23 protein-coding genes are annotated in these 22,783 nt (G+C 62.8%); 11 read left to right on the top strand and 12 right to left on the bottom strand.

Features of this window, described 5'->3' with window-relative positions:
* Positions 1 to 56: 56 nt before the first annotated feature.
* The 3 genes from ACP2AV_RS07795 to ACP2AV_RS07805 all read right to left on the bottom strand — a co-directional run bounded on the left by ACP2AV_RS07795 (position 57) and on the right by ACP2AV_RS07805 (position 5,100).
* Entirely contained in the window at positions 57 to 1,667 is a 1,611-nt protein-coding gene (locus ACP2AV_RS07795) for a BCCT family transporter (protein WP_426372130.1), read from the bottom strand.
* Between the two features lie 129 nt (positions 1,668 to 1,796).
* Positions 1,797 to 3,620, bottom strand: a complete 1,824-nt coding sequence (locus ACP2AV_RS07800; RefSeq protein ID WP_426372131.1) for an ABCB family ABC transporter ATP-binding protein/permease — start codon at positions 3,618 to 3,620, stop codon at positions 1,797 to 1,799.
* 97 nt (positions 3,621 to 3,717) lie between these two features.
* Complete coding sequence (locus ACP2AV_RS07805; RefSeq protein WP_426372132.1) at positions 3,718 to 5,100, bottom strand: LysM peptidoglycan-binding domain-containing protein; 1,383 nt, start codon at positions 5,098 to 5,100, stop codon at positions 3,718 to 3,720.
* Between the two features lie 99 nt (positions 5,101 to 5,199).
* On the opposite strand from ACP2AV_RS07805, the gene ACP2AV_RS07810 reads away from it, so the two are divergent.
* The gene (locus ACP2AV_RS07810; protein ID WP_426372133.1) at positions 5,200 to 5,751 is read left to right on the top strand and encodes a TIGR00730 family Rossman fold protein; all 552 of its coding nucleotides are present in this window, start codon (positions 5,200 to 5,202) and stop codon (positions 5,749 to 5,751) included.
* On the opposite strand, the gene ACP2AV_RS07815 is transcribed toward ACP2AV_RS07810, so the two are convergent.
* The 5 genes from ACP2AV_RS07815 to ACP2AV_RS07835 all read right to left on the bottom strand — a co-directional run bounded on the left by ACP2AV_RS07815 (position 5,748) and on the right by ACP2AV_RS07835 (position 8,896).
* A complete protein-coding gene (locus ACP2AV_RS07815) occupies positions 5,748 to 6,203 on the bottom strand; it encodes a host attachment family protein (RefSeq protein ID WP_426372134.1) in 456 nt (151 codons plus the stop codon). The genes ACP2AV_RS07810 and ACP2AV_RS07815 overlap by 4 nt on opposite strands.
* Positions 6,203 to 6,430: a hypothetical protein gene (locus ACP2AV_RS07820; protein ID WP_426372135.1), complete on the bottom strand. Its 228-nt coding sequence runs from the start codon at positions 6,428 to 6,430 to the stop codon at positions 6,203 to 6,205. Before ACP2AV_RS07820 ends, ACP2AV_RS07815 begins: the two co-directional genes overlap by 1 nt.
* A 737-nt stretch (positions 6,431 to 7,167) precedes the next feature.
* Positions 7,168 to 7,767 (bottom strand): superoxide dismutase, encoded by a 600-nt coding sequence (locus ACP2AV_RS07825; RefSeq protein ID WP_426372136.1) that lies wholly within the window; start codon positions 7,765 to 7,767, stop codon positions 7,168 to 7,170.
* Positions 7,768 to 7,912: 145 nt separating this feature from the next.
* Complete coding sequence (locus ACP2AV_RS07830; protein ID WP_426372137.1) at positions 7,913 to 8,329, bottom strand: hypothetical protein; 417 nt, start codon at positions 8,327 to 8,329, stop codon at positions 7,913 to 7,915.
* A gap of 189 nt (positions 8,330 to 8,518) precedes the next feature.
* Positions 8,519 to 8,896: a hypothetical protein gene (locus ACP2AV_RS07835; protein ID WP_426372138.1), complete on the bottom strand. Its 378-nt coding sequence runs from the start codon at positions 8,894 to 8,896 to the stop codon at positions 8,519 to 8,521.
* A 240-nt stretch (positions 8,897 to 9,136) separates the two neighbouring features.
* Here ACP2AV_RS07835 and ccmI point away from each other — a divergent pair, with 240 nt between their 5' ends.
* Genes ccmI through ACP2AV_RS07850 form a run of 3 tightly spaced genes read left to right on the top strand, consistent with a single transcriptional unit; the run spans position 9,137 to position 11,059 of the window.
* Complete coding sequence (gene ccmI / locus ACP2AV_RS07840) at positions 9,137 to 10,378, top strand: c-type cytochrome biogenesis protein CcmI (RefSeq protein ID WP_426372139.1); 1,242 nt, start codon at positions 9,137 to 9,139, stop codon at positions 10,376 to 10,378.
* A gap of 7 nt (positions 10,379 to 10,385) precedes the next feature.
* A complete protein-coding gene (gene ruvX / locus ACP2AV_RS07845; RefSeq protein WP_426372140.1) occupies positions 10,386 to 10,853 on the top strand; it encodes a Holliday junction resolvase RuvX in 468 nt (155 codons plus the stop codon).
* Complete coding sequence (locus ACP2AV_RS07850) at positions 10,850 to 11,059, top strand: DUF1289 domain-containing protein (protein WP_426372141.1); 210 nt, start codon at positions 10,850 to 10,852, stop codon at positions 11,057 to 11,059. Before ruvX ends, ACP2AV_RS07850 begins: the two co-directional genes overlap by 4 nt.
* Here the strand turns inward: ACP2AV_RS07850 and ACP2AV_RS07855 are convergent.
* Both ACP2AV_RS07855 and dusA read right to left on the bottom strand, forming a co-directional pair.
* The gene (locus ACP2AV_RS07855) at positions 11,056 to 11,850 is read right to left on the bottom strand and encodes a sulfite exporter TauE/SafE family protein (protein WP_426372177.1); all 795 of its coding nucleotides are present in this window, start codon (positions 11,848 to 11,850) and stop codon (positions 11,056 to 11,058) included. The genes ACP2AV_RS07850 and ACP2AV_RS07855 overlap by 4 nt on opposite strands.
* Positions 11,851 to 11,922: 72 nt before the next feature.
* Positions 11,923 to 12,903 carry a tRNA dihydrouridine(20/20a) synthase DusA gene (dusA, locus tag ACP2AV_RS07860; protein ID WP_426372142.1) on the bottom strand — a complete coding sequence of 327 codons (981 nt, stop codon included), beginning with the start codon at positions 12,901 to 12,903 and terminating at the stop codon, positions 11,923 to 11,925.
* 113 nt (positions 12,904 to 13,016) lie between these two features.
* Here dusA and ACP2AV_RS07865 point away from each other — a divergent pair, with 113 nt between their 5' ends.
* Together ACP2AV_RS07865 and ACP2AV_RS07870 are read left to right on the top strand one after the other, a co-directional pair.
* Positions 13,017 to 14,105: a site-specific integrase gene (locus ACP2AV_RS07865; protein WP_426372143.1), complete on the top strand. Its 1,089-nt coding sequence runs from the start codon at positions 13,017 to 13,019 to the stop codon at positions 14,103 to 14,105.
* A gap of 89 nt (positions 14,106 to 14,194) precedes the next feature.
* On the top strand, positions 14,195 to 15,385 hold the full coding sequence (locus ACP2AV_RS07870) for a DUF932 domain-containing protein (RefSeq protein ID WP_426372144.1): 1,191 nt from the start codon (positions 14,195 to 14,197) through the stop codon (positions 15,383 to 15,385).
* Between the two features lie 74 nt (positions 15,386 to 15,459).
* Here ACP2AV_RS07870 and ACP2AV_RS07875 read toward each other — a convergent pair whose 3' ends face one another.
* Together ACP2AV_RS07875 and ACP2AV_RS07880 are read right to left on the bottom strand one after the other, a co-directional pair.
* A complete protein-coding gene (locus ACP2AV_RS07875) occupies positions 15,460 to 16,149 on the bottom strand; it encodes an RES family NAD+ phosphorylase (RefSeq protein ID WP_426372145.1) in 690 nt (229 codons plus the stop codon).
* Positions 16,146 to 16,535, bottom strand: a complete 390-nt coding sequence (locus ACP2AV_RS07880; RefSeq protein WP_193142242.1) for an antitoxin Xre-like helix-turn-helix domain-containing protein — start codon at positions 16,533 to 16,535, stop codon at positions 16,146 to 16,148. Before ACP2AV_RS07880 ends, ACP2AV_RS07875 begins: the two co-directional genes overlap by 4 nt.
* Positions 16,536 to 16,705: 170 nt before the next feature.
* Between ACP2AV_RS07880 and ACP2AV_RS07885 the strand changes: the two genes are divergently transcribed.
* From ACP2AV_RS07885 to ACP2AV_RS07905, 5 genes are all read left to right on the top strand, one after another.
* A complete protein-coding gene (locus ACP2AV_RS07885; RefSeq protein ID WP_426372146.1) occupies positions 16,706 to 18,703 on the top strand; it encodes a ParB/RepB/Spo0J family partition protein in 1,998 nt (665 codons plus the stop codon).
* 232 nt (positions 18,704 to 18,935) lie between these two features.
* The gene (locus ACP2AV_RS07890; protein ID WP_426372147.1) at positions 18,936 to 19,979 is read left to right on the top strand and encodes a DUF7146 domain-containing protein; all 1,044 of its coding nucleotides are present in this window, start codon (positions 18,936 to 18,938) and stop codon (positions 19,977 to 19,979) included.
* Between the two features lie 251 nt (positions 19,980 to 20,230).
* Positions 20,231 to 21,157, top strand: coding sequence for a DUF2493 domain-containing protein (locus ACP2AV_RS07895; protein WP_426372148.1), 927 nt, complete (start codon positions 20,231 to 20,233; stop codon positions 21,155 to 21,157).
* A 118-nt stretch (positions 21,158 to 21,275) separates the two neighbouring features.
* Positions 21,276 to 21,728 carry a hypothetical protein gene (locus ACP2AV_RS07900; RefSeq protein ID WP_426372149.1) on the top strand — a complete coding sequence of 151 codons (453 nt, stop codon included), beginning with the start codon at positions 21,276 to 21,278 and terminating at the stop codon, positions 21,726 to 21,728.
* A gap of 643 nt (positions 21,729 to 22,371) precedes the next feature.
* Entirely contained in the window at positions 22,372 to 22,710 is a 339-nt protein-coding gene (locus tag ACP2AV_RS07905; protein ID WP_426372150.1) for a DUF736 domain-containing protein, read from the top strand.
* Positions 22,711 to 22,783 lie beyond the last annotated feature (73 nt).

Genomic DNA, 22,783 nt, shown 5'->3' on the forward strand with positions numbered 1-22,783 from the left:
AAAAACAGCGCCGCCCGGATCGTCAATGCCGGGCGGCGCATGCGGTCAAACGTGGATCAGTTGCCCAGTTTACGTTCCTGGCGCAAACCCATCCATGTTGCGACGCACATCAGCAACAAAAGGAAAGCGAACGGAAACCCGGTCGTGACGGCCATCGCCTGCAGCGCGGCCAGCCCGCCGCCCATCAGTAGCGCGATTGCCACCAGCCCTTCGAACACGCACCAGAACACCCGCTGCGGCAGGGGACCGTCGGTCTTGCCGCCCGCCGTGATCGTATCGATCACCAGCGATCCCGAATCTGACGACGTCACAAAGAACACGATGACCAGCACGATCCCGATCAACGACGTGATCCCGGACAGCGGCAGGTGGCTGAGCATTTCGAACAATTGTACCGGCAACGCCGCCTCGGCTGCGCCCATGAATCCGTCATTGATGACCTGAGCAATGGCCGTGCCACCAAAAACGCTCATCCACAGCACGCAAACCAGAGACGGGATCAGAAGGACGCAGATGATGAATTCGCGCACCGTGCGCCCGCGACTGACACGCGCGATGAACATGCCGACAAACGGCGACCAGCTGATCCACCACGCCCAGTAAAACGCCGTCCAACCCTGGCTGAAATTGGCATCTTCACGGCCAAACGGTTGGCTGAGCGCCGGCAGTTCCACCACATAAGCCCCCAGACTGCCGACAAATCCCGACAGAATGTCCCCGGTGGGCCCGACGATCAGGACGAACAGCAGCAACAGCGCGGCCAGCACCATGTTGATTTCTGACGCGCGCTTGACGCCGGCGTCCAATCCGGCAAGCACCGAAATGGTTGCGACACCGGTGATCAGGCAAATCAAAATGACCTTTGGCCAGATTCCATCGGGCATGCCGAACAGATAGGTGAACCCCGCCGTGGCCTGCTCGGCCCCGAAACCCAGCGATGTCGCCAGCCCGAAGAGCGTGGCAAATACCGCAACGGTATCGATGATATGGCCGGTCCAGCCCCAAACGCGCTCTCCAAAGATCGGGTAGAAAGCGGATCGTACCGACAGGGGCAGGCCTTTGTTGTAACTGAACAACCCAAGTGCCAACGCCACCACCGCGTACATCGCCCATGGGTGCAAGCCCCAGTGATAGATCGTGGCGGCCATGCCCAGCCGGGCGGCGCCGGCCTGGTCTCCGGGTGCGCCGGCCAGCGGCGCCCAACTGTCGGCAGAGCCGGCCCCTTCGGCCACGGACGTGCTGAAATGCGTCAGCGGCTCCGATACCCCGTAGAACATCAACCCGATGCCCATGCCCGCGGCGAAGAGCATCGCGAACCAACCCACGTATCCATAGTCAGGGCGCGCATCCTTGCCGCCCAAACGAACGTTTCCCAGTGGCGTGACGATCAGCAACAGGCAAAAGAGCACGAAAATGTTGCCCGCCAACAAAAAGAACCAACTGAAATTGCCGGTCACCCAGCTCTGCATTCCTGCGAACAGGCCCGTTGCCGCCTCGGGTGCCAAAAGCGTGCCCAGGACGAACAAAACGATGCCCGCGCCCGCGATGATGAAAACCGGATTGTGTATGTCCAGGCCGAACGGGCCGATTTGCGTTTCAATATTGTCCTGTCCGACCTCATAGTCGATCGTGTCGATCAACAGGCCGGTTTCGGAATTCGACGCCATATTTCCCTCGTTTCACTATTTTTTCGTAACGCGATGGACGCGACATGCGCGCATCCGCGCCACCGCCCAAAGATAACCCGCAATACCAAATTGTCCAAAAAACAGGCAGACTTTCCGCGACCAGAGAAATCAGGCCGCTTCGTCGTTTTCGGCCGCCTGCCGGGACCACATCGAGGCATAGCGCCCGCCCTGCGTCAGCAGCTGGTCGTGCGTTCCGCGTTCCACGACCTCGCCCGCGTCCAGCACGATGATCTCGTCGGCATCGGCAATCGTGGACAGGCGATGCGCGATAGTGATCACGCTGCGCCCTTCACCAGCCAGACGCAAGCTGTCCTGAATGTCACGCTCGGTTTGCGTGTCCAGGGCGCTGGTCGCTTCGTCAAGGATCAGGATCGGCGGGTTTTTGAGCAAGGTGCGCGCAATCCCGACGCGCTGTTTTTCCCCGCCCGACAGCTTCAGACCGCGTTCACCCACCTGGGTGTCATACCCTTCGGGCAGGGACATGATGAAATCGTGGATGCACGCAGATTTGGCGACGTCCTCGATCTGGGCCATGGTGGCGCCATCGCGCCCGTATGCGATGTTGTAGCGAATGGTATCATTGAACAGCACCGTGTCCTGCGGGACCACCCCGATGGCGTCGTGCAGACTGAGCTGGGTGACATCGCGCAGATCCTGCCCGTCAATCCGGATCGCGCCGCCCGTGACGTCATAAAACCGAAATAGCAGCCGGCCGATCGTGGACTTGCCCGAACCCGACGGCCCCACGATTGCCAGCGTCTTCCCGGGCGCGACCGACATCGACACGCCGTGCAAGATGGGTCGCGCTGGATCATAGCCAAAGCTGACGTCGTCAAATTCGACCCGCCCGTCCGGCACGCGCAGCGTCTGGGCGTCCGCCTTGTCGATCACTTCGGATGGTTGTTCGAGCAGGTTGAACATCTCGCCCATATCCACCAGCGCCTGGCGGATTTCGCGGTAAACCGTGCCAAGAAAATTGAGCGGCATGGTGATCTGGATCATGTAGGCGTTGACCATGACGAAGTCGCCCACGGTCAATTGACCGTTTTGCACCCCGACGGCCGCCAGGATCATCACCCCGACCAACCCGCCCGAGATCAGCAGCGACTGCCCGAAGTTCAGGAAAGCCAGTGAATAAGACGTGCGAAGCGCCGCATCCACGTAGCGTTCCATCGATGCATCGTAGCGTTGTGCCTCGCGGGCCTCGGCGCCGAAATACTTGACCGTTTCAAAATTGAGCAGGCTGTCGATGGCCTTTTGGTTGGCATCGGTGTCCTGATCGTTCATTTCCTTGCGGATTTTCACACGCCATTCAGTCACCTTGAAGGTAAAGGCGACATAGGCCGCAACGGTGAGCGACACGACGGCCAGATACCAAAGATCGAACTTCCACGCCAAGATGACCGCAACCAGTGCCAGTTCCAGGATCAGCGGCCCGATAGAAAACAGCATGAAGCGCAGCAGGAATTCGACGCCCTTCACGCCCCGCTCGATAATGCGCGACAGCCCACCCGTCTTGCGCGTGATGTGATAGCGCATCGACAGCTGGTGCATATGGGTAAAGGTTTCCAATGCCAGCGTGCGCAGCGCCCTTTGGCCGACGGGCGCAAAAATCACATCGCGCAACTGGTTGAACCCGACATTCATCAGGCGGGCCATCCCATAGGCGACCGTCAACCCGATCGCGCCAATGCCCATGGCCAATCCTTGGGCCGGCGCCTCGCCCGCCAGCACATCCACGGCAGCCTTGTAAAGGAATGGCGTGAACACCACGACCAGCTTTGCCGCCAGCAATGTCAGCATCGCCAGAACCACGCGGCGCTTGACCCACCCCTGCCCGTCCGGCCACAGATATGGCCAGACCTTGGCAACGATCTGTCCACTGTTTGCGGGCATTTCGGTGGTGGTCAGTGTGGCGTGACGACGGGCCATGCGGCTCTCCTTTGACGGAGCACCTAGCTAAGCGCTTCTGCACTCAAGGGAAAGACCCCGGCCCAAACAATTGGCCTGCGCCAATGCATGGCATGGCTCAGTCATGCGGTACGTCGAAAACCTGACCGGGATAAATCAGGTCGGGATCGCGGATCGCGTCGCGGTTGGCCTCAAAGACCTTGACGTAAAGAAACCCGCTGCCGTAGCTGTCCGTCGCAATTCCCCAAAGCGTGTTTCCAGGCTGGACGGTGATCTGCGCGATGCCCGCGCGCGCGGCCTGCGCCTGCGCATCGGGCTGCATGGCAGCCAACTGCGCACTAGCTTCGCGCTGGAAAGGGGTTTCAGCGCGCGATGTCACGCGGCCCGTGTCATCGATCTGGTCCACCCGCAAGGTATAGACGCCGGTATCGACCCCGGGCAGCGTGCTGCGCCACTGGCCATCTGGCTGTACCTGAGCGGTTCCGATCGGCGCGTTGTCGACATAGAGACGCACAAATCCCCCGTTCGCCGCACGCCCCGACAATTCAACTTCGCCGACGGCGTCGTAGGTGATTGTGTCGATAGACAAATCGCGCGTGGGGCCAGCCGCAGAATCGGCGCGCTGCACAAGGCGCACACCGCTGGCGTCCGCAACGATCACGTTCGGCGCTGCGCTGTGCGGCCCGGCGTTGTCGCGTGTTTCAGAACCGACGCTCGTGGCGGGCTGAGTAGGTTCATCCGTTTGTGCTGCTTGGTCGTGCGGCGCGATCTGCGCGTCGGTGTCAGAAGCGACGGCCACGGCGCGGGCGCGAACCTGCCCCGGCGCGATAGCGACAACGGCGAACTCGTTGAAACTGCCATCATTTTTCATCAATCCGACCCGCATCGCACGTGCTTGATCAGACGCAGGAATATCGAACAGGGCGGTAAAGAACCCATCGGCCCCTGCCCGCGCTGTCGCGATTTCCTGCCCGCCCATGCGGATTGAAACGGTCTGATCGGCGCCCGTTTGCCCCGCGATCGTCACGGCCCCGTCCGGTGCAATTCGGTGCAGGTCTGTGCGGCCGATCGGGTTTTGCGTGGGGGTGGTCGCATCAGGGGCCGCAGTTTCACGGCCCGGTCCGGCGCCGGTGGCGTTTTCATCGGGGATGCTGGCCCCGCCTAAGGCAGCCGCCGCTTCGGGGTCTGTCTGTGCAATCCCTCCGCTCTGGTCAGTCTGTAGGGCCTGTGGCTGGGCGTGGTTTTCGACGGCCATAGGATCCGGGCGCTGTTTGACCTGTGGGGCAGACTTACCGTCTGCAATGGTGGTCGGCGCCGTTGCGCCAGATTCGGTCGCAATGGCGTCCGCTGCCTGCTGCGCCGTGTTGTCCGTCAGCGCCGTGTCCGCTTCCCCTTGGGGGCGAAAAAACCACGCGACCACAGCGATGGCCCCGGCCACCAACAACGCGGACAGCCAAAGCAAAATGCGCCCGCTACCGACCCCTGAACTGGTATTTTCCATGTCGGATCGATCCCCCCTGCGCCAGGTCCCGTGATAGCGCTTGAGCAAGCATAACAACACGGGTTAAACCGGTCAAAACCCTTTGAAGCCCGGTGCCTTATGACTGAAATAAAGAAGTCTGTCTGCGTCTATTGCGGATCGCGGCTGGGGACACGGGCCGCCTATGCGGCCGATGCCCGCGCAGTGGGCGAAATGTTGGCCAGGCACGACTGGCGCCTTGTGTACGGCGCGGGCGACGTCGGCCTGATGGGCGCTGTTGCCCAATCGGCGCAGGCCGCCGGCGCAGAGACCTTTGGTGTCATTCCCACCCATCTGATGGGCAAAGAGGTCGGCAAACGCGACCTGACCAGCTTTGTGGTCACCGAAACGATGCACGAACGCAAGAAGGTCATGTTCATGAATGCCGACGCCATCGTGGTTCTGCCGGGGGGTGCGGGGTCGCTCGACGAATTTTTCGAGGTCCTGACATGGCGACAGATCGGCCTGCACAACAAGCCGATCTATCTTTTGAATACATGCGGTTACTGGGACAAGCTGATCGGGCTGGTCGCCCATGTGGTGGACGAAGGTTTTGCATCGATCAACCTGCTCGACAGCATTACCCCTGTCGATACTGTAGACGCGCTTGAACGCGCTTTGCGGGCCTTCTAAGCGGACTCCAGTTCTTTTTTGACAATTTTCTCAATTTCATCGACGGGATGATTGGTCAGCGTCTTTGGCACTTCGCCAATGACCTTGTTCTTCACCTCTTGGTGCAGGTTTGCCCGCAATTCGCCCAGCGTTTCGGGCGGAGCGACCAGCACGATGGCATCGAATGCGCCTTTGTGGGCCTGTTTGTAAAGCATATCGGCCAGATCGCTGGCGAACCGTTCCTTGGCCAGCTCGTGCCAATCGGTGTCATCCAGCGCCGAACGCTGGCCATGCCCGGTATCGGCCATCCGTCCCGGCCGGTTGGCCGACTGATCGATGTCCTTGGGGTTGTCCTGCTCTTCCTTGCGAATAACATCCAGATACGGATCGGCGCCGTCGGTCACATTGCGCAAAAACAGCGCCTTTTCGCCATCTGCGATCAAGACCCAAGCCGCATGTGTCAATTCGATCATCACACTTTCTCCTTGTCGCCGCTGCCATCTTGATCCTGAGCCAAGACGCGCGTGGCCCCGGCCGAGGTCTCGTCATGGCGTTTGCCTTCGTCGCGGGTTCCCACCTTGCGCGCGATGTTGCCGCCCTTGCGGCCTGCGCCCGATGGGCTTTCCAGATTTTCCGGTGCGTCCCCCAAGATTTCCTTGGTTTCGCGTTGACCGTCTTTCGAGCGATGTCGTTCAGCCATGGTCTGGTCCTCCGTTTTGATGTGTGAGTCAGAAGGACAACGCATAGGCGGCCGGTCTGTTCCGTCGCCGCGTCTGAAAACGGCTGGGGCAATTGCCTTGGTTTTTTGTGCCGCCGTAGCTTTGGTTTTTTTCACCCTGTTTAAACAAGTTTGCTGTTCCAAGGGGTGGCCAGAGGGAAAAGGGCGAACGCAGCCTTGCAGCGTGTGGCACCGTCACCCGTGAAAGAAATCGAACCCCACACACCTTCTGCAACCTGACCGATGCTGCCCAATACCGTGCCTAAATTCGTGGGGGCACCAGCATCCCTGCTTTGGTTTGCCTTGGCGACAGCCCCGACACGGCGATATTTGCGGCAATTGTCCGGCGCTAAAACGCTCGGACACTTCGACGAAGGCGTCAGGCGACCGCGTGTGATCCTGCTGGGGCCCGGAGACTTGCGTGAAACAACCGGCCCGGTCCGGTGTCGTGCGCCTTGACTTTCCTGATGGCATCATGCGGGTCACGGGCGTGCAACGCGGAAATCGGCGGCTCGACATCACCACAACTGAACCGAACAAACCCACGCCGACAAACGCCCTTCCACGAAAAACGGCGCCTTTCGCCCTGGAGTCAGCGAAACCGATGACGTCTGCATACATGATCCGGGTCTGAAAACAGGACGGGCGCCCCAAGGGGCGCCCGGACAAGACCTGCGCGGACCCTTGTCGGGTCCGCACCGCTTTGCTACCGCCTTACATCACATCCGCGAAGCGACGTTTTCCCAGTTGACCAGGTTGTCGAGGAAGTTGGTCAGGTAAGCCGGACGCTTGTTGCGGAAATCGATGTAGTAGGAATGTTCCCACACATCACAACCCAGCAGCGCCGTCTGGCCAAAGCACAGCGGGTTCACCCCGTTTTCCGTCTTGGTCACTTTCAGCCCGCCGTCAGTGTCCTTGACCAGCCATGCCCATCCTGAGCCGAACTGGCCTGCACCGGCTGCGCTGAATTCTTCCTTGAACTTGTCGACCGAACCAAAGCTGTCGGTCAGCGCCTTTTCCAGCTCTCCGGGCAGCTTGTTGTCACCCGGGCCCATCATTTCCCAGAACTGGTTGTGGTTCCAAAGCTGGCTGATGTTGTTAAAGATGCCGGACTGCGCCACGGCGCCCTTGTCGTAGGTGCCGACAATGATTTCTTCCAGCGACTTGCCGTCCCATTCCGTACCCGCGATCAGCTTGTTGCCATTGTCCACATAGGCCTTGTGGTGCAGGTCGTGGTGATACTCCAGTGTTTCCTTGGACATGCCTTTGTCGGCCAGCGCATCATGTGCGTAAGGAAGATCGGGAAGTTCGAATGCCATGGGTAGTACCCCCTCTGTGGTGCGTTTAAACTGCTGTGGTATACCTGTGGCCAAGCGGCCTTGTGGTCAAGCCCTGATCCGCCAATGCCCTGTTTTACAGCAAGTTTCTTCTCAGTAGATTTCTTCTCAGTGGCGCGGCCCGTATTTATAGCGTCGCGACCCAACGCAGCATCAGATCGCCAAAGCCCCACTGCAGTGTCGCCAGCGTCAGCAGGACAATATTGCGCGAATTGATACGGTCGGCCGTGTGGCGCAGATGGGTAAATTTCTGCTCTTCTTCCAGATAATCGGTGTCGAACCCCGTGCGTGGCAAATCGCGCGGATCCAACCCTTCTTTCATCACCTCGAGCTCTAGCCCGTATTCATGCAACACCCGCTCGACAGACACCTGGCGCGACATTTCGACCTGCGCAAGGCGATCTGTGAAAAACAGGATTGCAGCGGCGACACCCAGTGATCCAAACCGTTGAAACGCATCGGCATGATGCCCGATCAATGCATAAACGCTGCCCGCCAAGTATAGGCCAAGCGCCCCAATCGCGACCATGCGTGCGCGCCGCATTGGCAGGGCAAGCCTCATATATCCCATCCCCGGGCAGATGCCGCATCAAGGCGGGACCCTGCAAGCGGGGATCGGTTTTGACGCGCGCTTATCATGGCGATCCTTGTTGCCCGAGCGGCGCGGAATGACAAGGATTGCTTTCCCCCGCCAGTGGGCGCGCCCATGTTACCACAAGCTTGTTGCGCGCGGTCAGTCCACATCCGGCAGTGGCAGATCCTCGTCTGCCAGGGCCGCACCGGGCGCCCCGGGGTCGGCCAATTCGCTGTCCACAACGGGGGCCGCCGCTTCGTCGCCGGTTGGGGCCGCCTCGGTCGCTTCAGGGTCTGTGGCGCGCGCACCATCGGCTGCGGGCATCGTCGCATCGGTCGAACTTTCCACGTTCGGAAATCCGCCGGCCTCGACCTCGTTGCGCCCGCTATTGGCGTCTGTTTCCACAGTGTTGGTCGTGGTGTTGGTCGTGATCGCCGGGTTGTCCAGTTCCGCGTTCCTGCTTGGGTCAAGCGCGAGTATGGCAATGGCGAGTATCGCGAAGACGCCCACACTCGTGCCGGCAAGGATCCATGGCATCGGTGTTGGTGTTGGTCTGGCGGGTGTCGCTCCAGGGGCTGACGCGTCCATAGCATGTACCTTTCAGTTGTCTGTCCAATTGACATGGCAACGGCGATGGCGCCCCGAAAGTTCCGTTAGGCTCCGTCGCCGGGGCGCGAAATAGGCGCGACACAGACGCACGCGACATCACATCTGCGCCATACCGCTTTGCATGGCCCCGGCGGACGCGCTAGAGACGGGCCAAACAAGGGGATGCGCGTGAACGACAACGACACTGTCATTTTCTGGATGATCGCAGGCACGATCGGGGCGATCGTCGCGGCGGGGCTGATGCGCGCCGTACTTCGCGCAGGCCGCGTCGCGCAGACCCGCGCGACTGCTGATCTGGGCATATACCGCGTCCAACTGGCGGAAGTTGACCGGGACGAGGCGCGTGGCACCATCGCACCGGCCGAAGCGGATGCGGCCCGGCTGGAAATCAAGCGCCGTATTCTTGAAGCTGATCGCTCGCAACAAAGCGGCGGGCAGGTCCATGTACTGGGCAGCTCAGCGCGGCTGGCTTTGGGGGGCGCGCTGGCCGCTAGCGTGCTTGTCGGGGCGGTGTGGGGGTACCAGCGACTGGGCGCGCCCGCACTTCCTGACCAACCGCTTGCGGCGCGACTGGCCGCGGCCGACCAGTTGCTGGCCAATCGGCCCAGCCAGGCCGCCGCCGAGGCAGAGATGCCCGACCAGAGCGTTCCCGACGCCGACCCGCGTCACCTTGAACTGATGGCACAATTGCGCGCCAAACTGGCCGACCGCCCTGACGATTTGCAGGGCTTTCGGCTGCTGGCCCGCAACGAAGCGATGCTTGGCAACTTTCGCGCCGCCGCCCGGGCGCAGGGCCGCGTACTGAGCTTGCAGGGCGATGCGTCAAGCGCGCAGGACTATGCCGATTACGCTGACCTGCTGGCGATGGCTGCGGGGGGGTATATCTCGCCCGAGGCCGAGCGCAGTCTGGAAGCGGCGTTGAAACGTGAACCGAACCATCCGACGGCGTTGTATTATACGGGGCTGATGTTCGCCCAGAACAAACGGCCGGACATGGCCTTTCGCCTGTGGCGCCCGTTGGTAGAGCAAGGCGACCCGTCGCTGCCGTCGGTGCAGGCGGCACGGCGCAACATCGGTGTCGCAGCCGAACTGGCCGGCGTGCAGTATGACCTGCCGCCCCAGACCACCCTGCCGGGCCCTTCAGACCAAGACATGGACAATGCTGCAAATATGTCAGCCGAGGATCGGCAAGAGATGATCCAGGGGATGGTCGCTCGCTTGATGGACCGGCTGGCCAACGACGGCGGCAGCGCGCAAGAATGGGCACGGCTGCTCAACGCGCTTGGCGTGCTTGGCAATCTGGAACGGGCGCGGACGATCTGGGGGGAAGCGCAAACACGCTTTGACGACCGGCCCGAAGAGCTGGCCCTGATCCGCGATGCGGCAATCGCCATCGGGATTGCGGAATGACCGCCGAATGACCTATGACGATATCAGCGATTTTGCCGCCGTCCTGCCCCGATCCGGAGCGCTTGCCGGATTGGATTTCGGTGAAAAGACGATCGGTGTGGCGATCTCGGATCTGCGCCGCAGCGTGTCGACGCCGACCCTAACGATCAAGCGCAGGAAATTCACTCAGGACGCGCAATCGCTGCTTGCGTTGTGCAATGAACGTCAGGTGGTGGGTTTGGTGCTGGGACTGCCGCGCAACATGGATGGCAGCGAAGGGCCACGGTGCCAGAAAACCCGCGCTTTTGCCCGCAATCTGGCCGGACCCAGCGATTTGCCGATCACCTTTTGGGATGAACGCCTGACCACGGTGGCTGCTGAACGGGCCCTGCTCGAGGCCGATGCGTCCCGTGCACGGCGCGCTGAACTGATTGACCAGGTCGCCGCCGGCTTGATCCTGCAAGGCGCACTGGACCGGTTGGGAAACCTGGCATGAGCGCGATCGAAACCCCCTGTGTGGATATCTGCGTCATCGACCCTGAAAGCCGCCTGTGCAGAGGATGCTTGCGGTCGATCGACGAGATCACGGGTTGGAGCAGGATGAGCCCCGCAGCGCGCCACAAGATCATGGACGAACTTGCAACGCGCGCCCCGCGCCTGAGCGGCCCGCAGGACGGTCCCGCACCGCGCCTCAAACGCTAACCTGCCAGCGCCTTGCGCAACATGTTCAATGCCACCAGTAGCAGAAACGCGGCAAAGACACGTTTCAACGGTTTTGGGTCCATGGCGTGGGCCAGACGCGCGCCGAGCGGCGCTGTCATCAACGTCATCGAAATGACCAACAGAAAAGCCGGGATATTCACCGCCCCGACCGTCAGGGGCGGCACCGCTTGCACCGGATCGAACAGCAAGAACCCAATGACCGACGGCACCGCGATCAGCACGCCGAACCCCGCCGCCGTTGCGACGGCGCGGTGCATCGGCACGTTGTGCAGCGCCATCAGCGGCACGCCGAACGATCCCCCGCCGATGCCCATCATCACGGACAAAACACCGACCAATGGTGAATACAGCGCGCGACGAACCCCGGTGGGCATGGCAGGCGCAAGCCGCCAGTCGCTGCGACCCAGCCCCATATAAAGCGCCACGACGATTGCCAAACCGCCGAAAATCGCCTGCAGGACCGGCGTGCGCAGCTGCGCGACGACTGCCACGCCGATCGCCGCACCGATCGCGATGCCCGGTGCCCAGGTCCGCAAAATGCCCCAATCGACCGCACCCTTCTTGTTATGGCTGTGGACCGACCGAAGCGACGTGACAATGATGGTCGCAAGCGATGTCGCCAGACAGATCTGCATCAATTGCGGGCCGTCATACCCCAGGCCCGCAAAAACATAATAGAACGCCGGGACCAAGACGATCCCGCCGCCCACACCCAGCAGCCCCGCCAGCACGCCCGCCAAAGCCCCGATGGCCAGCAACAGGCCCGCCATCACCAAAAGGATCGAAATATCCAACACGCTGCCCCTCCGTTTGCGGCAACTTGGCGGCAAGGCGCCGCAAGCTCAAGCAGCAACAGCCACCTGCGCTGCGGCGTCGCGCAGCACATCCAACCCTGCATCGGGCCTGTGGCCCTGCTCGGACAGGATGCGCCGCCATTGGCGTGCGCCGGGCTGCCCTGTAAACAGCCCCAGCATATGACGGGTGACCTGCGCCAGCTTACCGCCGGATGCAAGGTGGTCGCTGATATACGGCTCCATCGCTTGAACCACCTCGTGACGGCTCATGGGGGCGCGTTCGACGCCAAAGATCCGCCGATCCGCATCCAGCAACAGACCGGGATCGTGATAGGCTGCCCGCCCGATCATTACCCCATCCAGATCCTTTAGATGGGCCTGCGCTTGGCTCAGGTCCGTGATCCCGCCGTTGATCGACAGGTGCAGATCCGGGAACGCGGCCTTCATGCGGTTCACCAGTGGATAATCGAGCGGCGGGACATCGCGGTTTTCCTTGGGGCTGAGACCTTGCAGCCACGCCTTGCGCGCATGGATCGTGAAACGCTTGACGCCCGCCGCCGACACCTTGCGCAGAAACTCGGGTAAAACGACTTCGGGGTCCTGATCGTCCACCCCGATCCGGCATTTCACCGTCACCTCGACCGACGCAGAATCGATCATCGCCGCAACGCAGTCTGCCACAAGGTCAGGGGATTTCATGAGGACCGCCCCAAACGTGCCGGACTGCACCCGGTCGGACGGACAGCCGACATTCAGGTTCACCTCGTCATAGCCTTCGTCACAGCACATTCGCGTGGCCTGAGCCAGTTCAGCCGGATCAGATCCCCCAAGCTGCAGCGCCACAGGATGCTCGGCCTCTGAAAACGCAAGCAAATGCCGCGCCCCGCCCCGCACCAGCGCCGGCGCCGTCACCATTTCAGTATAAATCAACGTCCCGCGCGTCATCACGCGGTGAAAATACCGGCAATGGCGATCTGTCCAATCCATCATAGGGGCAATAGATAATCTAGCGTGTTGATTTATTTGCATTTTTTGTGTATCTTCAAACTGTTGGCGGCGGTTGATGCTACGCTGCACTACGCCCCAATATCCCCGAATTTGCCCCTCTACGACGACTCATTGCACACACAGCGCACACGAAAATGGCCTCCATCACAAAACTTCCCTCCGGTGCGTACCGGGTCCAGATCAGACGAAAGGGCCGCTACGCGAGCGAGACGTTTCTCCTGCGCGATGACGCCCATCGCTGGGCGCGTCAGGCGGAGACCCGGGTGGATCAGGGGTTGGCCCCGAATAAATCATCCGTGTCCCGCCTCGCAACTTTTGGCGATCTCATCGATCTTCACATAATCGATATGTGCGAGGTAGGCAAACCGCCGCGCCGCAGCAAGGCCGCGACCCTTGCCGCCTTGAAGCGCGATCTGGGCAAGGAACGGATCGGACACCTCGATCGCCTAAAGATGATCGACTATGGCAAGATGCGTGCGGAGCAAGGCGCGGGTCCGGTGACGCTTGGCATCGATATCGGCGTGACCAAGATGATCATCAACCATGCTGCTGCTGTCCATGGCCTCGACATCTCGTCGGAACCCGTTGATCTGGCTCGTGTTGCTCTCAAGCGTCTCGGGCTGATCGGCAAGGGCACCGAGCGGGATCGCCGACCCACCAAAGATGAGTTGAACCGGCTCTTCCGCTGCTTCGATGACAACGAACGGCTAACCATGCCAATGACTAGGATCGTGCAGTTTGCAGTAGCCACAGCGATGCGGCTCGACGAGATTTGCCGGGTCGAATGGACGGATCTCGACCTTGATCGGCGCATGCTCCTGATCCGCGACCGGAAAGACCCACGCAACAAGACTGGCAACGACCAGCGGATCCCGCTCTTTGCCGCCACTGGGTTCGACGCCTGGGCGCTGGTCACGGCTCAGGCCAAGGAGCTGAGCCGCGCCAAGGGCCGGATATTCCCTTATAATTCGCGATCCGTCGGAACAGCCTTCCGGCGCGCCTGCGTCGAGGTCAGCGTAAAAGACCTGCATTTCCACGATTTGCGCCATGAGGGCACAAGCCGCCTGTTCGAGGCCGGATTCGCGATCGAACAGGTCTCGCTGGTAACCGGCCACAAGGATTGGAAAATGCTGCGCCGGTACACACATATACGCCCGGAAACGCTGCACCGGCTGGCCGCGTCGCGTGCCCCTTCCCCGCTTGCGACCCGCGCAGCCGAGTGATCGGAGAGTCAGAGGGGTGCCGTCCCGGCCCGTGACGGGTTTGGAGGTTGAGAGAGAGGCTTTCGGCCGCCCGTCGCGGGAGAAAACCCATGAATACCGAGATTATCGATGCCGGGCGTGACATCAGCCGCGGCTACAAGGTGGATGTGTCGCGCGGCACGAATGTGGACCGCGTGTCGTCCGAATGGTTCTCGCGGCCCGAGGACGAGCGGTTCCTGTCACTCGACGATCTCTTTGCATCCGTAAAAGGCCGCGCCGATCGCAGCCGGACGCGCACGGTGGAGAGTGCGGCGATCCGGGTCGAAGCCAATCGCGACGACCCGGAGAAGCTGGGCCTTGTCCTGCCAGGTGCGGATGAACCCATCGCGCCGACGCATTGGTCTTTCGGCCAGCTCTCGAGCCTCGTCGGCGCGCCCGCGGCCTATCTTCGGCAACTGCCCGCGCCGCTCGCGGGGATCAACCTGCAATACGGGCTGACGAACCATCGGGCCGAGCAGATCAAGACGATGGAGGTCGCGGATGGCCGCACCGAACTGCGCGCCGTGACCGGCCCCGACTATGGCCGCATCTACGACCATGAACTGGTCTCCGCCGTGCAGCGCATCGCGGGCAACGGCACGGGCGACACCCGCTGGAAGGTCCCCGGCGTGCTCGACTGGTCGACGGGCATCTACAATCCGCGCGTGGACGTCACGAAGGAGACGACGACGCTCTATGCTTCCGACCGCGACGTGTTTCTGTTCCTCGTCGACGACCTCAACCCGATCGAGGCGGGGCTGCTGCCCGACGGCTCGCCCGACCTCTATTTCCGGGGGTTTTATTGCTGGAATTCCGAGGTGGGTGCCAAGACGCTCGGCATCGCCAGTTTCTACCTGCGCGCCGTCTGCCAGAACCGGAACCTGTGGGGCGTCGAAGACTTCCAGGAGATTACCATCAGGCATTCGAAATACGCTGCCTCCCGCTTCGCCCATGAGGCCGCCCCGGCGCTGAGCCGGTTCGCCGAGTCCTCTCCCGCGCCCTTCATCGACGGCATCCGCGCGGCGCGGGAAAAGATCGTCGCGCGGTCGGACGAGGACCGTCAGGACTTCCTGCGCAAGCGTGGGTTCTCGAAGGCGGAGACCGGGCGGATCGTCGAGACAGTCCTGGCCGAGGAAGGCCGCCCGCCCGAGAGCGTCTTCGACTTCGTGCAGGGGATCACTGCGGTGGCTCGTTCGAAGCCGCAGCAGGATGCGCGGCTGGCGATGGAGGGGAAGGCAAAGTTGTTGCTGGAGCACGCGTGAATTCGTTGAATTTACATTACATTCAACGCGCTATAGATATAATCTTAAGTACTGAATGAAGATTTCGAGGGGCGTCACAGCCCCTCGATCGCAAACTCGGGCGCACCTTTCCAGACAAGCTTCCAGCTCGCGCCCGGACGGACATTCTGGATGATCCCCGGATCGAAGGCGACAAAGCACCGCCCGCCCGAATGACGGACTGAGGGGTAGATCAGCCCGCGATGCCCCTCTGTTCTCAGATCCGCCGCGAGGTGCTGCCCTGCCGGGTAGCCATGCCCGGGGTCTGGGTCGAGCGCTGGATGGGCCTCGCCATGCAGATCCGGGAAATCCCCGATGAAGTCCGCCAGCAACTCGACGTAGCGCGCCTCGTCTTCGTAGCGGCCGATGAAGCCCAACTCGCGGGTCCGGTGAAACCCAACTTCCTGCGCGCTCGTCATCATATCCCAGGCGCAGTACCACGCGCCGCGGTCGCCGGTGTTGAACCGGTTGCCCGAGGGTCGCGTGTAGGTGAATGCCGCGTTGATGTGGCTCTGACCGTAGAGAGCCAGATCATGCGACCGCCGCGCGAAGGCCAATTCCCGGCGATCGAGCGCGGGGCTGCCCTCGCGCTCGGCGATCAGGCGGGCACTGGTCTCGCCTTCGATCTCGGCGAGAACCGCGGCCTCCTCGTCGCTATCAACCAGCCCCCGCAGCACCGGCGGCTTGTGATGGGTCTCTGAGATCAGGCGGACAAGGGCGCGGTCATTGACCGACGTGATTCTCAAACCCCGCCCCGCAGCGCATCAACATAGCCCCGCACGCGCAGGATCTTGGGCAATCCCCCTTCGATCATCGCGTCCACAGGCCGCGCACCGTCGAACTCGGGACCCCGGTTGGGCAGCTTCACCCAGTCGCGCGAGATCGGCTCATTGAAATAGAGCTCGAGCGACTTGTAGAGGCCGATGAGCGCGGACAGGCGCAGCATCTGGTCGCGCGTCAGATCTCCGGCAAAATCAGGCTTCTTGGCCCGCTTCCAAGTGGATTCCGACATATCCGCCAGCGCCGCGGCCTCCCGCAAGGTGAGTGACCAGGCGTCCGCGATCCGCGTGAAGGCCTTGAGCGCGACCCCCTGCCGATCCGGCGCAGGACGTTCCAGAACAACGTTTTCCATGTGTTGGCACTCCTTCCTAGCGTGAAAAATGATATAAGACCATATGGATCGTATTGCAAGTCCATATGGCCTATTTGGTGCCTCCAGAGTAAGAGGGGTGCCGGGTTTTCCGTGACGGGTTTGGAGGTCGGGAGAGAGGCTCCCGGCTGGCCTGTCGCGGAGATATCCCGATGACCAAGCAACAGAAGATCACCCTCAGCGCCTCGCGCGACATCCCCTTCAACAAGCTGATGCTCAGCCAGTCGAACGTGCGCCACGTCAAGGCGGGCGTGTCGATCGAGGAACTGGCCGAGGACATCGCGCGGCGGACGCTGCTCAGCTCCATCACCGTGCGCCCCGTGCTGGACGACAGCGGCGGCGAGACCGGCATGTACACGATCCCCGCCGGCGGGCGGCGGTTCCGGGCGCTGGAACTGCTCGTGAAGCAGAAGCGCATGAACAAGACCGCGCTGGTGCCCTGCATCGTGCGCACCGATGGCCTCGCCGAGGAGGACAGTCTCGCCGAAAACGTCCAGCGCGCGCCTCTACACCCGCTCGACCAGTTCCGCGCCTTCCAGGCGATGCGCGAGAAGGGTCGGACCGAGGAGGAAATCGCCGCGGCCTTCTTCGTAGCGGCCAGCGTGGTCAAACAGCGGCTGAAGCTCGCCGCCGTGGCACCATCGCTGCATGATGCCTATGCCGAGGAGGAAATGACGCTCGACCAGCTCATGGCCTTCACTGTCAATCCCGATCACGCGCGGCAGGAACAGGTCTGGGAGGCGCTGCAGCGGCACTATTCGCGGCAGCCCTACGAGATCCGCCGCATGCTGACCGAGGGCGCGGTGCGGGCTTCGGACAAGCGGGCGCAATTCGTCGGGCTGGACAATTACGTCGAAGCCGGGGGCGAGATCCTGCGCGACCTGTTCCAGCAGGATGACGGCGGCTGGCTGCAAGACGCCAGCCTACTCGACGTCATGGTGACCGAAAAGCTGGCCGAGGAAGCCGCAGTGATCCGGGCCGAGGGCTGGAAGTGGGTCGAGGTCGACATCGACTTTCCCTATGGGCACACCTTTGGCATGCGGCGCATTCATGGCGAGGCAGAGCCGATGAGCGACGTTGAGGCCGCCGACTATCAGGCACTGAAAGCCGAATACGACGCGATCGAGGCCGACCATGCCGAGGTGGATGAGTTGCCCGATGAGGTCGACGCACGGCTCGGGGAAATCGAGACGGCGATGGAAGCATTACAGGACCGCCCGATCCGGTTCGAGGCGGAAGACTTGGCCTTGGCGGGTGCATTCGTCAGCATCGACAGCTCTGGCCGGCTTCGCGTCGAGCGCGGCCATGTCCGGGCTGAGGACGAGCCGGTTGAGCAATCGGAAGAGACCGGTGACACCGATGCCGAAGCGCCGATTGTCGAGGATGCAGATGACTTCGCCTCGTCAACCACTGAAGACGAGGAGGAAGAAGACGGCCTCAAGCCACTTTCTGACCGCCTTGTTATGGAACTGACGGCGCATCGCACGCTGGCGCTGCGCAATGCACTCGCGCAGGACCCGCAGGTCGCCTACCTCGCGGCGCTCCATGCGATGACCCTGCGCCTGTTCTACCGCTACGGGCTCGACAGCTGCGTGGAGATCGAACCTCGTAACGCAGCCTTCGGATCGCAGGTGCCGGGCCTTGGCGACATGGCCTATGCGCAGGCCATCGACCAGCGGCACGAGACCTGGGCGCGCAACCTGCCCAAAGCGTCGGAAGACCTTTGGGAGGCCTTGACCGAGTTCGACAGCTGCAGCCGCGAGGCGCTGTTCGCCCATTGCGTGGCGATGAGCGTCAACGCCGTCCATGATCCGTACCAGCGCCGCCCCCGTGCGATTGTGCATGCAGATGTTCTGGCCGGGACCGTCGGGCTCGACATGGCCAAGACGGGCTGGGTGGTAACCGGCGACAGCTATCTGGGCCGCGTGACCAAGGCGCGCATCCTCGAGGCCGTTCACGAAGCGAAGGGGGCGGACGCTGCGGACCGCATCGCAGGCCTCAAGAAGCCGGAGATGGTCACTGCCGCAGAGGACCTGCTTGCGGGCACCGGCTGGCTACCCGACCCGCTGCGCACGCCGTCCCTGCCGGAAGAGGACGCGCCTGAGATCGAGCTGGTCGACGAGGCGAACCGCACCGACGATGACCCTTAGGAAGACGATACCGACGCTAGCGAAGCGCAATCGGCGGAAGACGGCGGCGAACCGGCTATCGGAGACTCCCACCCGATGGAGGAAGATGATCCCGTCGCCGGTGACGCCTTCGCCAAGACAGCCGCCGAGTGACCTACGAGCAGGTCGGAGTTCCTTCCCCCCGAACTCCGGCAGCCGGGGTCCGCCAGAAATGGCGGGCCCCTTTATCTATCCACGACAGGAGGCCCAGAGCATGCACAGCCCCGCCGCAGACATCGCGCGCCGCCTTGCCGAGGAGGCGGAGATCGTTTGCCGCCACTACCTCTCGAACGGCCGCAAACAGGGCCGGTACTGGATCGTCGGTGATGTGCAGAACACACCGGGCCGCAGCCTCTATGTCAGACTGACCGGTCCGATCTATGGTCGCGGTGCCGCCGGAAAATGGACCGATTCCGCAACCGGGCAGCACGGGGACCTTCTGGATCTGATCGCCCTGAACATGGGTATCACCAACCTGAGGGACACGCTGGACGAAGCGCGCAGGTTTCTCAGCCTGCCGCAGACGGACAGGGACCGCGCCGCCAATCCGCCAGCCTCTCGTGGCTCACCCGAGGCGGCGCGGCGGCTCTGGGCCATGGGCCAGCCCATGTATGGCACCTTGGTAGAACGCTATCTCACAGGGCGCGGCCTCACTGGGCTGGGCGATCTCGATAGTCTCCGGTTTCACCCGAGTTGCTTTTACTGGCGCGAGGATCACGCGCTGACAGTCCCGCCTAAGGCCTGGCCCGCCCTGCTCGCCAAGGTGACGGACCTCGATGGACAGCTTACCGGCCTGCACCGAACCTGGCTTGACCCCGCCACTGCGGACAAGGCCCCGGTCATTCCACCGCGCAAGGCCATGGGCAATCTCCTCGGCCATGGTGTCCGCATAGGCGAACCGAACGGCATGCTGGCCGCAGGCGAAGGGCTGGAGACCATGCTCTCCCTGCATCTTGCGCTGCCGAAGTTGCCTGCGGTAGCGGCTCTGTCCGCCAATCATCTCGCAGCCCTGCAGCTGCCCGCCGATCTTCGCCGCCTCTACATCGCCGTCGATGCCGACCCGGCAGGCCTGTCCGCCGCGGACCAACTGGCGTATCGCGCAAGACAGGCCGGAATCGACGCCGTCCATCTCTCCCCCTGTCTCGGCGATTTCAATGACGATCTGCGGGCAATTGGCCGCGACGCGTTCCGCGCGCATCTGCGTCCGCAACTGGCTCCCGAGGATGCCGTGACCTTCCTCGACCACGCCATCGACTGATCGGGATCGGTGCAGTCGGCCAGCGCCTCCACCCGCAGAGCCACGCCTTCCGTCCTTCCGAGAGCGGTCGAGACGGAGCAGAGCCCGGACGGGCCCGCAACGGCCATGGCCGTCCTCCGCTGCGCTCCGGTTCCACCCCATCGCGCGGGCGCGACGGGGACCCCTGAGAATGCAGACCCGCCCGGCCCCCGCTTTTCCGTTGCCCGGGAAGGCCGCGAGAGGCGCGGGCTTCGACAACCGGAGACGACATCATGACCGACACACATCTTCAAACCCGATCTTCCACCGCCGTCGTGCTCGAGGAACTGCAGCTCTACGGCTGGCGCCCCTTCACCGACGAACCCGATCCCCGCCCCTTGCCGGAGCCCAACGCCATTCGCACCGCCGTCGCCGACATTTTCGACGCGCTCGTCTCGACGCTGTCCGACACGCGGTTGGAGCCCGACCTCGAAGACCTGCTCTGGTCCACCACGAACATGTTTCACCGCATGGCGACCCGCACCGGCCGCGAACTCGACAGCAACGAACAGGCGCAGAAACGGGCGCAGCGCGAGCAGGACGGATCCGAGGTCCGCTCGGTCGAACTGGAAACCCTGATCGCGGAGGGCCTCACGCTCATCGAGCGGCGCAATGCCTTTGAGGCCATGCGTGATCTCGCGGCCGAGGGCTTCGAGGCGCATCTCGGCCAGACCTGGCATCCGCGCACGGGCAGCCATGTGAACCGCCGCACCCTGACCGCCTCTTTGATCGACAGCCGCGATCACATCGCCGCCAAGCGCCGGGTCGATCTGGAACCGCTCCTGCCCCAAGGCACGAAGATCGCCTTCACCGGCGGGCTGGACTGCAACGATCACGCGGCCATCTGGGCGGCGCTCGACCGCGTCCACGCGAAACACGCCGACATGGTCCTGTTGCACGGCGGCGCGCCGCGCGGGGCCGAACGGATTGCCGCCGCCTGGGCCGACAAACGCGGCGTAACGCAGATCGTCTTCAAGCCCGACTGGACGCGGCACGGCAAATCGGCCCCCTTCAAGCGCAACGACCATCTACTCGACACCCTCCCCATCGGCCTCATCGTCTTCCCGGGCTCGGGCATCACCGAAAACCTCGCCGACAAGGCCCGCGCGATGGGTATTCCCCTCTTCGACTTCCGGCCGAAAGCCGCCCCACCGGCATGACCGGTTTTCCGCCGACGCCCGCCCCGGACTCTCCCGGGGCGGGCCGTTTTCTGCTATGATCTGCCCGTGCCAATGGAGGAGGTGGCGGCGCGATCCTTGTTCTCGAAAGGAGTGCCCTATGCTTGTATCCACCCTCTTCACGCTGTTCGGCCTCGGTGCCCTCTGCTGGATCCTGTTCAATCTGGCTGTCTACGCCCTGCCCTTCGCCATCGGGCTGACATCCGGCATGTATCTGTATGAAACCGGCCAAGGCGTCTTCCTGTCGATCATTGCGGGCCTGTTCATCGGCAGTTTTATCGCCGCTCTCGGCGAATTCGCCTTCGACCGCATCCGTTGGGCCCCGCTCAAACTCGCCATCGGTCTGATCTACGCGGTCCCGGCCGGGATCGCCGGGTTTCATGCAGCAAAGGGTCTTGCTGAATTCGGCAGCGCGGGCGCTGTGACCATCACCTTCTTGTCCTGGTTGGGCGCGCTGGTTGTGGGCGGGACCGCGTGGGCGCGGGTATCGGGCTGGTCCGAGGTCAACGCCATGTCCGACCCGCATCCGCACAGGTCTTTCGACGAACACTGAACGCTCTATGAAGCTCGCGCCGGTGCGTGCCGCCCGCCACATCGTCAGCGTGCGCCGCAACCGGTTGCTGCAGGAGGTCTCGATCCTCGCCGTCACCGCAGCATTGCAGTTGGGCAGGACCGGCTGAGTAAAGCCAGATCACTGAGCCCCACGTCATGGCACATGGCCCCGGTCGCGCATGCACCTAGATCGTCTGCAGACCGAACATCACGGCCGACAAGCACAGACACGGTGCGAGGGCGCAATCGCGGAATCTTGGGGCACGTGCGGGACATGCACCGTTTCCGCCTGCACGCTAAAACCTGTCTCTGCACGACGCATGCTGCCAGGGTCTTGCGCGGTCCAAAGGTAGCCTGTCATTCCCTCTCCCATGCCTTGCGCCACGCGTCCCTTGCGGGCCTCTCAGCGGCTGATCTGACCGGGACCGGCTGACGCCTCGACCGCCTTGAACGCAACAGCGCGTCCGGACTTTCTTCCCCTGGCGGATACCCGCCATTCCTCGCGGAGCAAGAAAGACCAGTCTTGCCGTCCTCCGCTGGCGCTGCGGGCCACAGGGGCTGCGTCGGCGGATCGCCCCGGTCCTTACGATCGCCATCGAGGCCGCGAAGGGCGCGGGCTCGGACAAGCCAAAAGGAGATATGACATGGCCACCATCGGAACCTTCAAGAAGACCGGCCGCGAATACGTCGGAGAAATCGTCACCCTCAGTGTTCAGGCGAAAGCCGTCCGCATCGTCCCCGAGGACAGCACCCCGAACGACAACGCCCCCTCCCACCGCGTCTTCGTCGGCCGTGCCGAGATCGGCGCCGCCTGGTCCAAGCGTTCGACCGAGGGCCGAGACTACCTGAGCCTCAAGCTCGACGACCCGAGCTTCACCCAGCCGATTTACGCCAACCTCTTCGACGACACGGTGATCCAAGGCGGCGAAGAGACCTTCAGCCTCATCTGGTCGCGCCCCAACACCCGCCGCAACGGCGACTGACAACAGACCGCCCCGCCCGGGATCACCGGGCGGGGTGAACTTTGCTCTCGCTTATCAGGTGCCGAGTGGCTCG

Origin of the sequence: Aliiroseovarius sp. PTFE2010, from assembly GCF_049943335.1 — a bacterium.
Lineage (GTDB): Bacteria > Pseudomonadota > Alphaproteobacteria > Rhodobacterales > Rhodobacteraceae > JBNFVY01.

Bases quoted from the DNA above. Each gene is read 5' to 3' on its own strand.
- ACP2AV_RS07830 (WP_426372137.1), bottom strand. From the start codon at position 8,329: ATGCGGCGCGCACGCATGGTCGCGATTGGGGCGCTTGGCCTATACTTG.
- ACP2AV_RS07795 (WP_426372130.1), bottom strand. From the start codon at position 1,667: ATGGCGTCGAATTCCGAAACCGGCCTGTTGATCGACACGATCGACTAT.
- ACP2AV_RS07855 (WP_426372177.1), bottom strand. From the start codon at position 11,850: ATGGCGGGCCTGTTGCTGGCCATCGGGGCTTTGGCGGGCGTGCTGGCG.
- ACP2AV_RS07870 (WP_426372144.1), top strand. From the start codon at position 14,195: ATGAATACCGAGATTATCGATGCCGGGCGTGACATCAGCCGCGGCTAC.
- ACP2AV_RS07805 (WP_426372132.1), bottom strand. From the start codon at position 5,100: ATGGAAAATACCAGTTCAGGGGTCGGTAGCGGGCGCATTTTGCTTTGG.
- ACP2AV_RS07820 (WP_426372135.1), bottom strand. From the start codon at position 6,430: ATGGCTGAACGACATCGCTCGAAAGACGGTCAACGCGAAACCAAGGAA.
- ACP2AV_RS07885 (WP_426372146.1), top strand. From the start codon at position 16,706: ATGACCAAGCAACAGAAGATCACCCTCAGCGCCTCGCGCGACATCCCC.
- ruvX (WP_426372140.1), top strand. From the start codon at position 10,386: ATGACCTATGACGATATCAGCGATTTTGCCGCCGTCCTGCCCCGATCC.
- ACP2AV_RS07890 (WP_426372147.1), top strand. From the start codon at position 18,936: ATGCACAGCCCCGCCGCAGACATCGCGCGCCGCCTTGCCGAGGAGGCG.
- ACP2AV_RS07895 (WP_426372148.1), top strand. From the start codon at position 20,231: ATGACCGACACACATCTTCAAACCCGATCTTCCACCGCCGTCGTGCTC.
- ACP2AV_RS07900 (WP_426372149.1), top strand. From the start codon at position 21,276: ATGCTTGTATCCACCCTCTTCACGCTGTTCGGCCTCGGTGCCCTCTGC.
- ACP2AV_RS07815 (WP_426372134.1), bottom strand. From the start codon at position 6,203: ATGATCGAATTGACACATGCGGCTTGGGTCTTGATCGCAGATGGCGAA.
- ACP2AV_RS07825 (WP_426372136.1), bottom strand. From the start codon at position 7,767: ATGGCATTCGAACTTCCCGATCTTCCTTACGCACATGATGCGCTGGCC.
- ACP2AV_RS07835 (WP_426372138.1), bottom strand. From the start codon at position 8,896: ATGCCATGGATCCTTGCCGGCACGAGTGTGGGCGTCTTCGCGATACTC.
- ACP2AV_RS07850 (WP_426372141.1), top strand. From the start codon at position 10,850: ATGAGCGCGATCGAAACCCCCTGTGTGGATATCTGCGTCATCGACCCT.
- ACP2AV_RS07800 (WP_426372131.1), bottom strand. From the start codon at position 3,620: ATGGCCCGTCGTCACGCCACACTGACCACCACCGAAATGCCCGCAAAC.
- ACP2AV_RS07865 (WP_426372143.1), top strand. From the start codon at position 13,017: ATGGCCTCCATCACAAAACTTCCCTCCGGTGCGTACCGGGTCCAGATC.
- dusA (WP_426372142.1), bottom strand. From the start codon at position 12,903: ATGCAAATAAATCAACACGCTAGATTATCTATTGCCCCTATGATGGAT.
- ACP2AV_RS07905 (WP_426372150.1), top strand. From the start codon at position 22,372: ATGGCCACCATCGGAACCTTCAAGAAGACCGGCCGCGAATACGTCGGA.
- ACP2AV_RS07880 (WP_193142242.1), bottom strand. From the start codon at position 16,535: ATGGAAAACGTTGTTCTGGAACGTCCTGCGCCGGATCGGCAGGGGGTC.
- ACP2AV_RS07810 (WP_426372133.1), top strand. From the start codon at position 5,200: ATGACTGAAATAAAGAAGTCTGTCTGCGTCTATTGCGGATCGCGGCTG.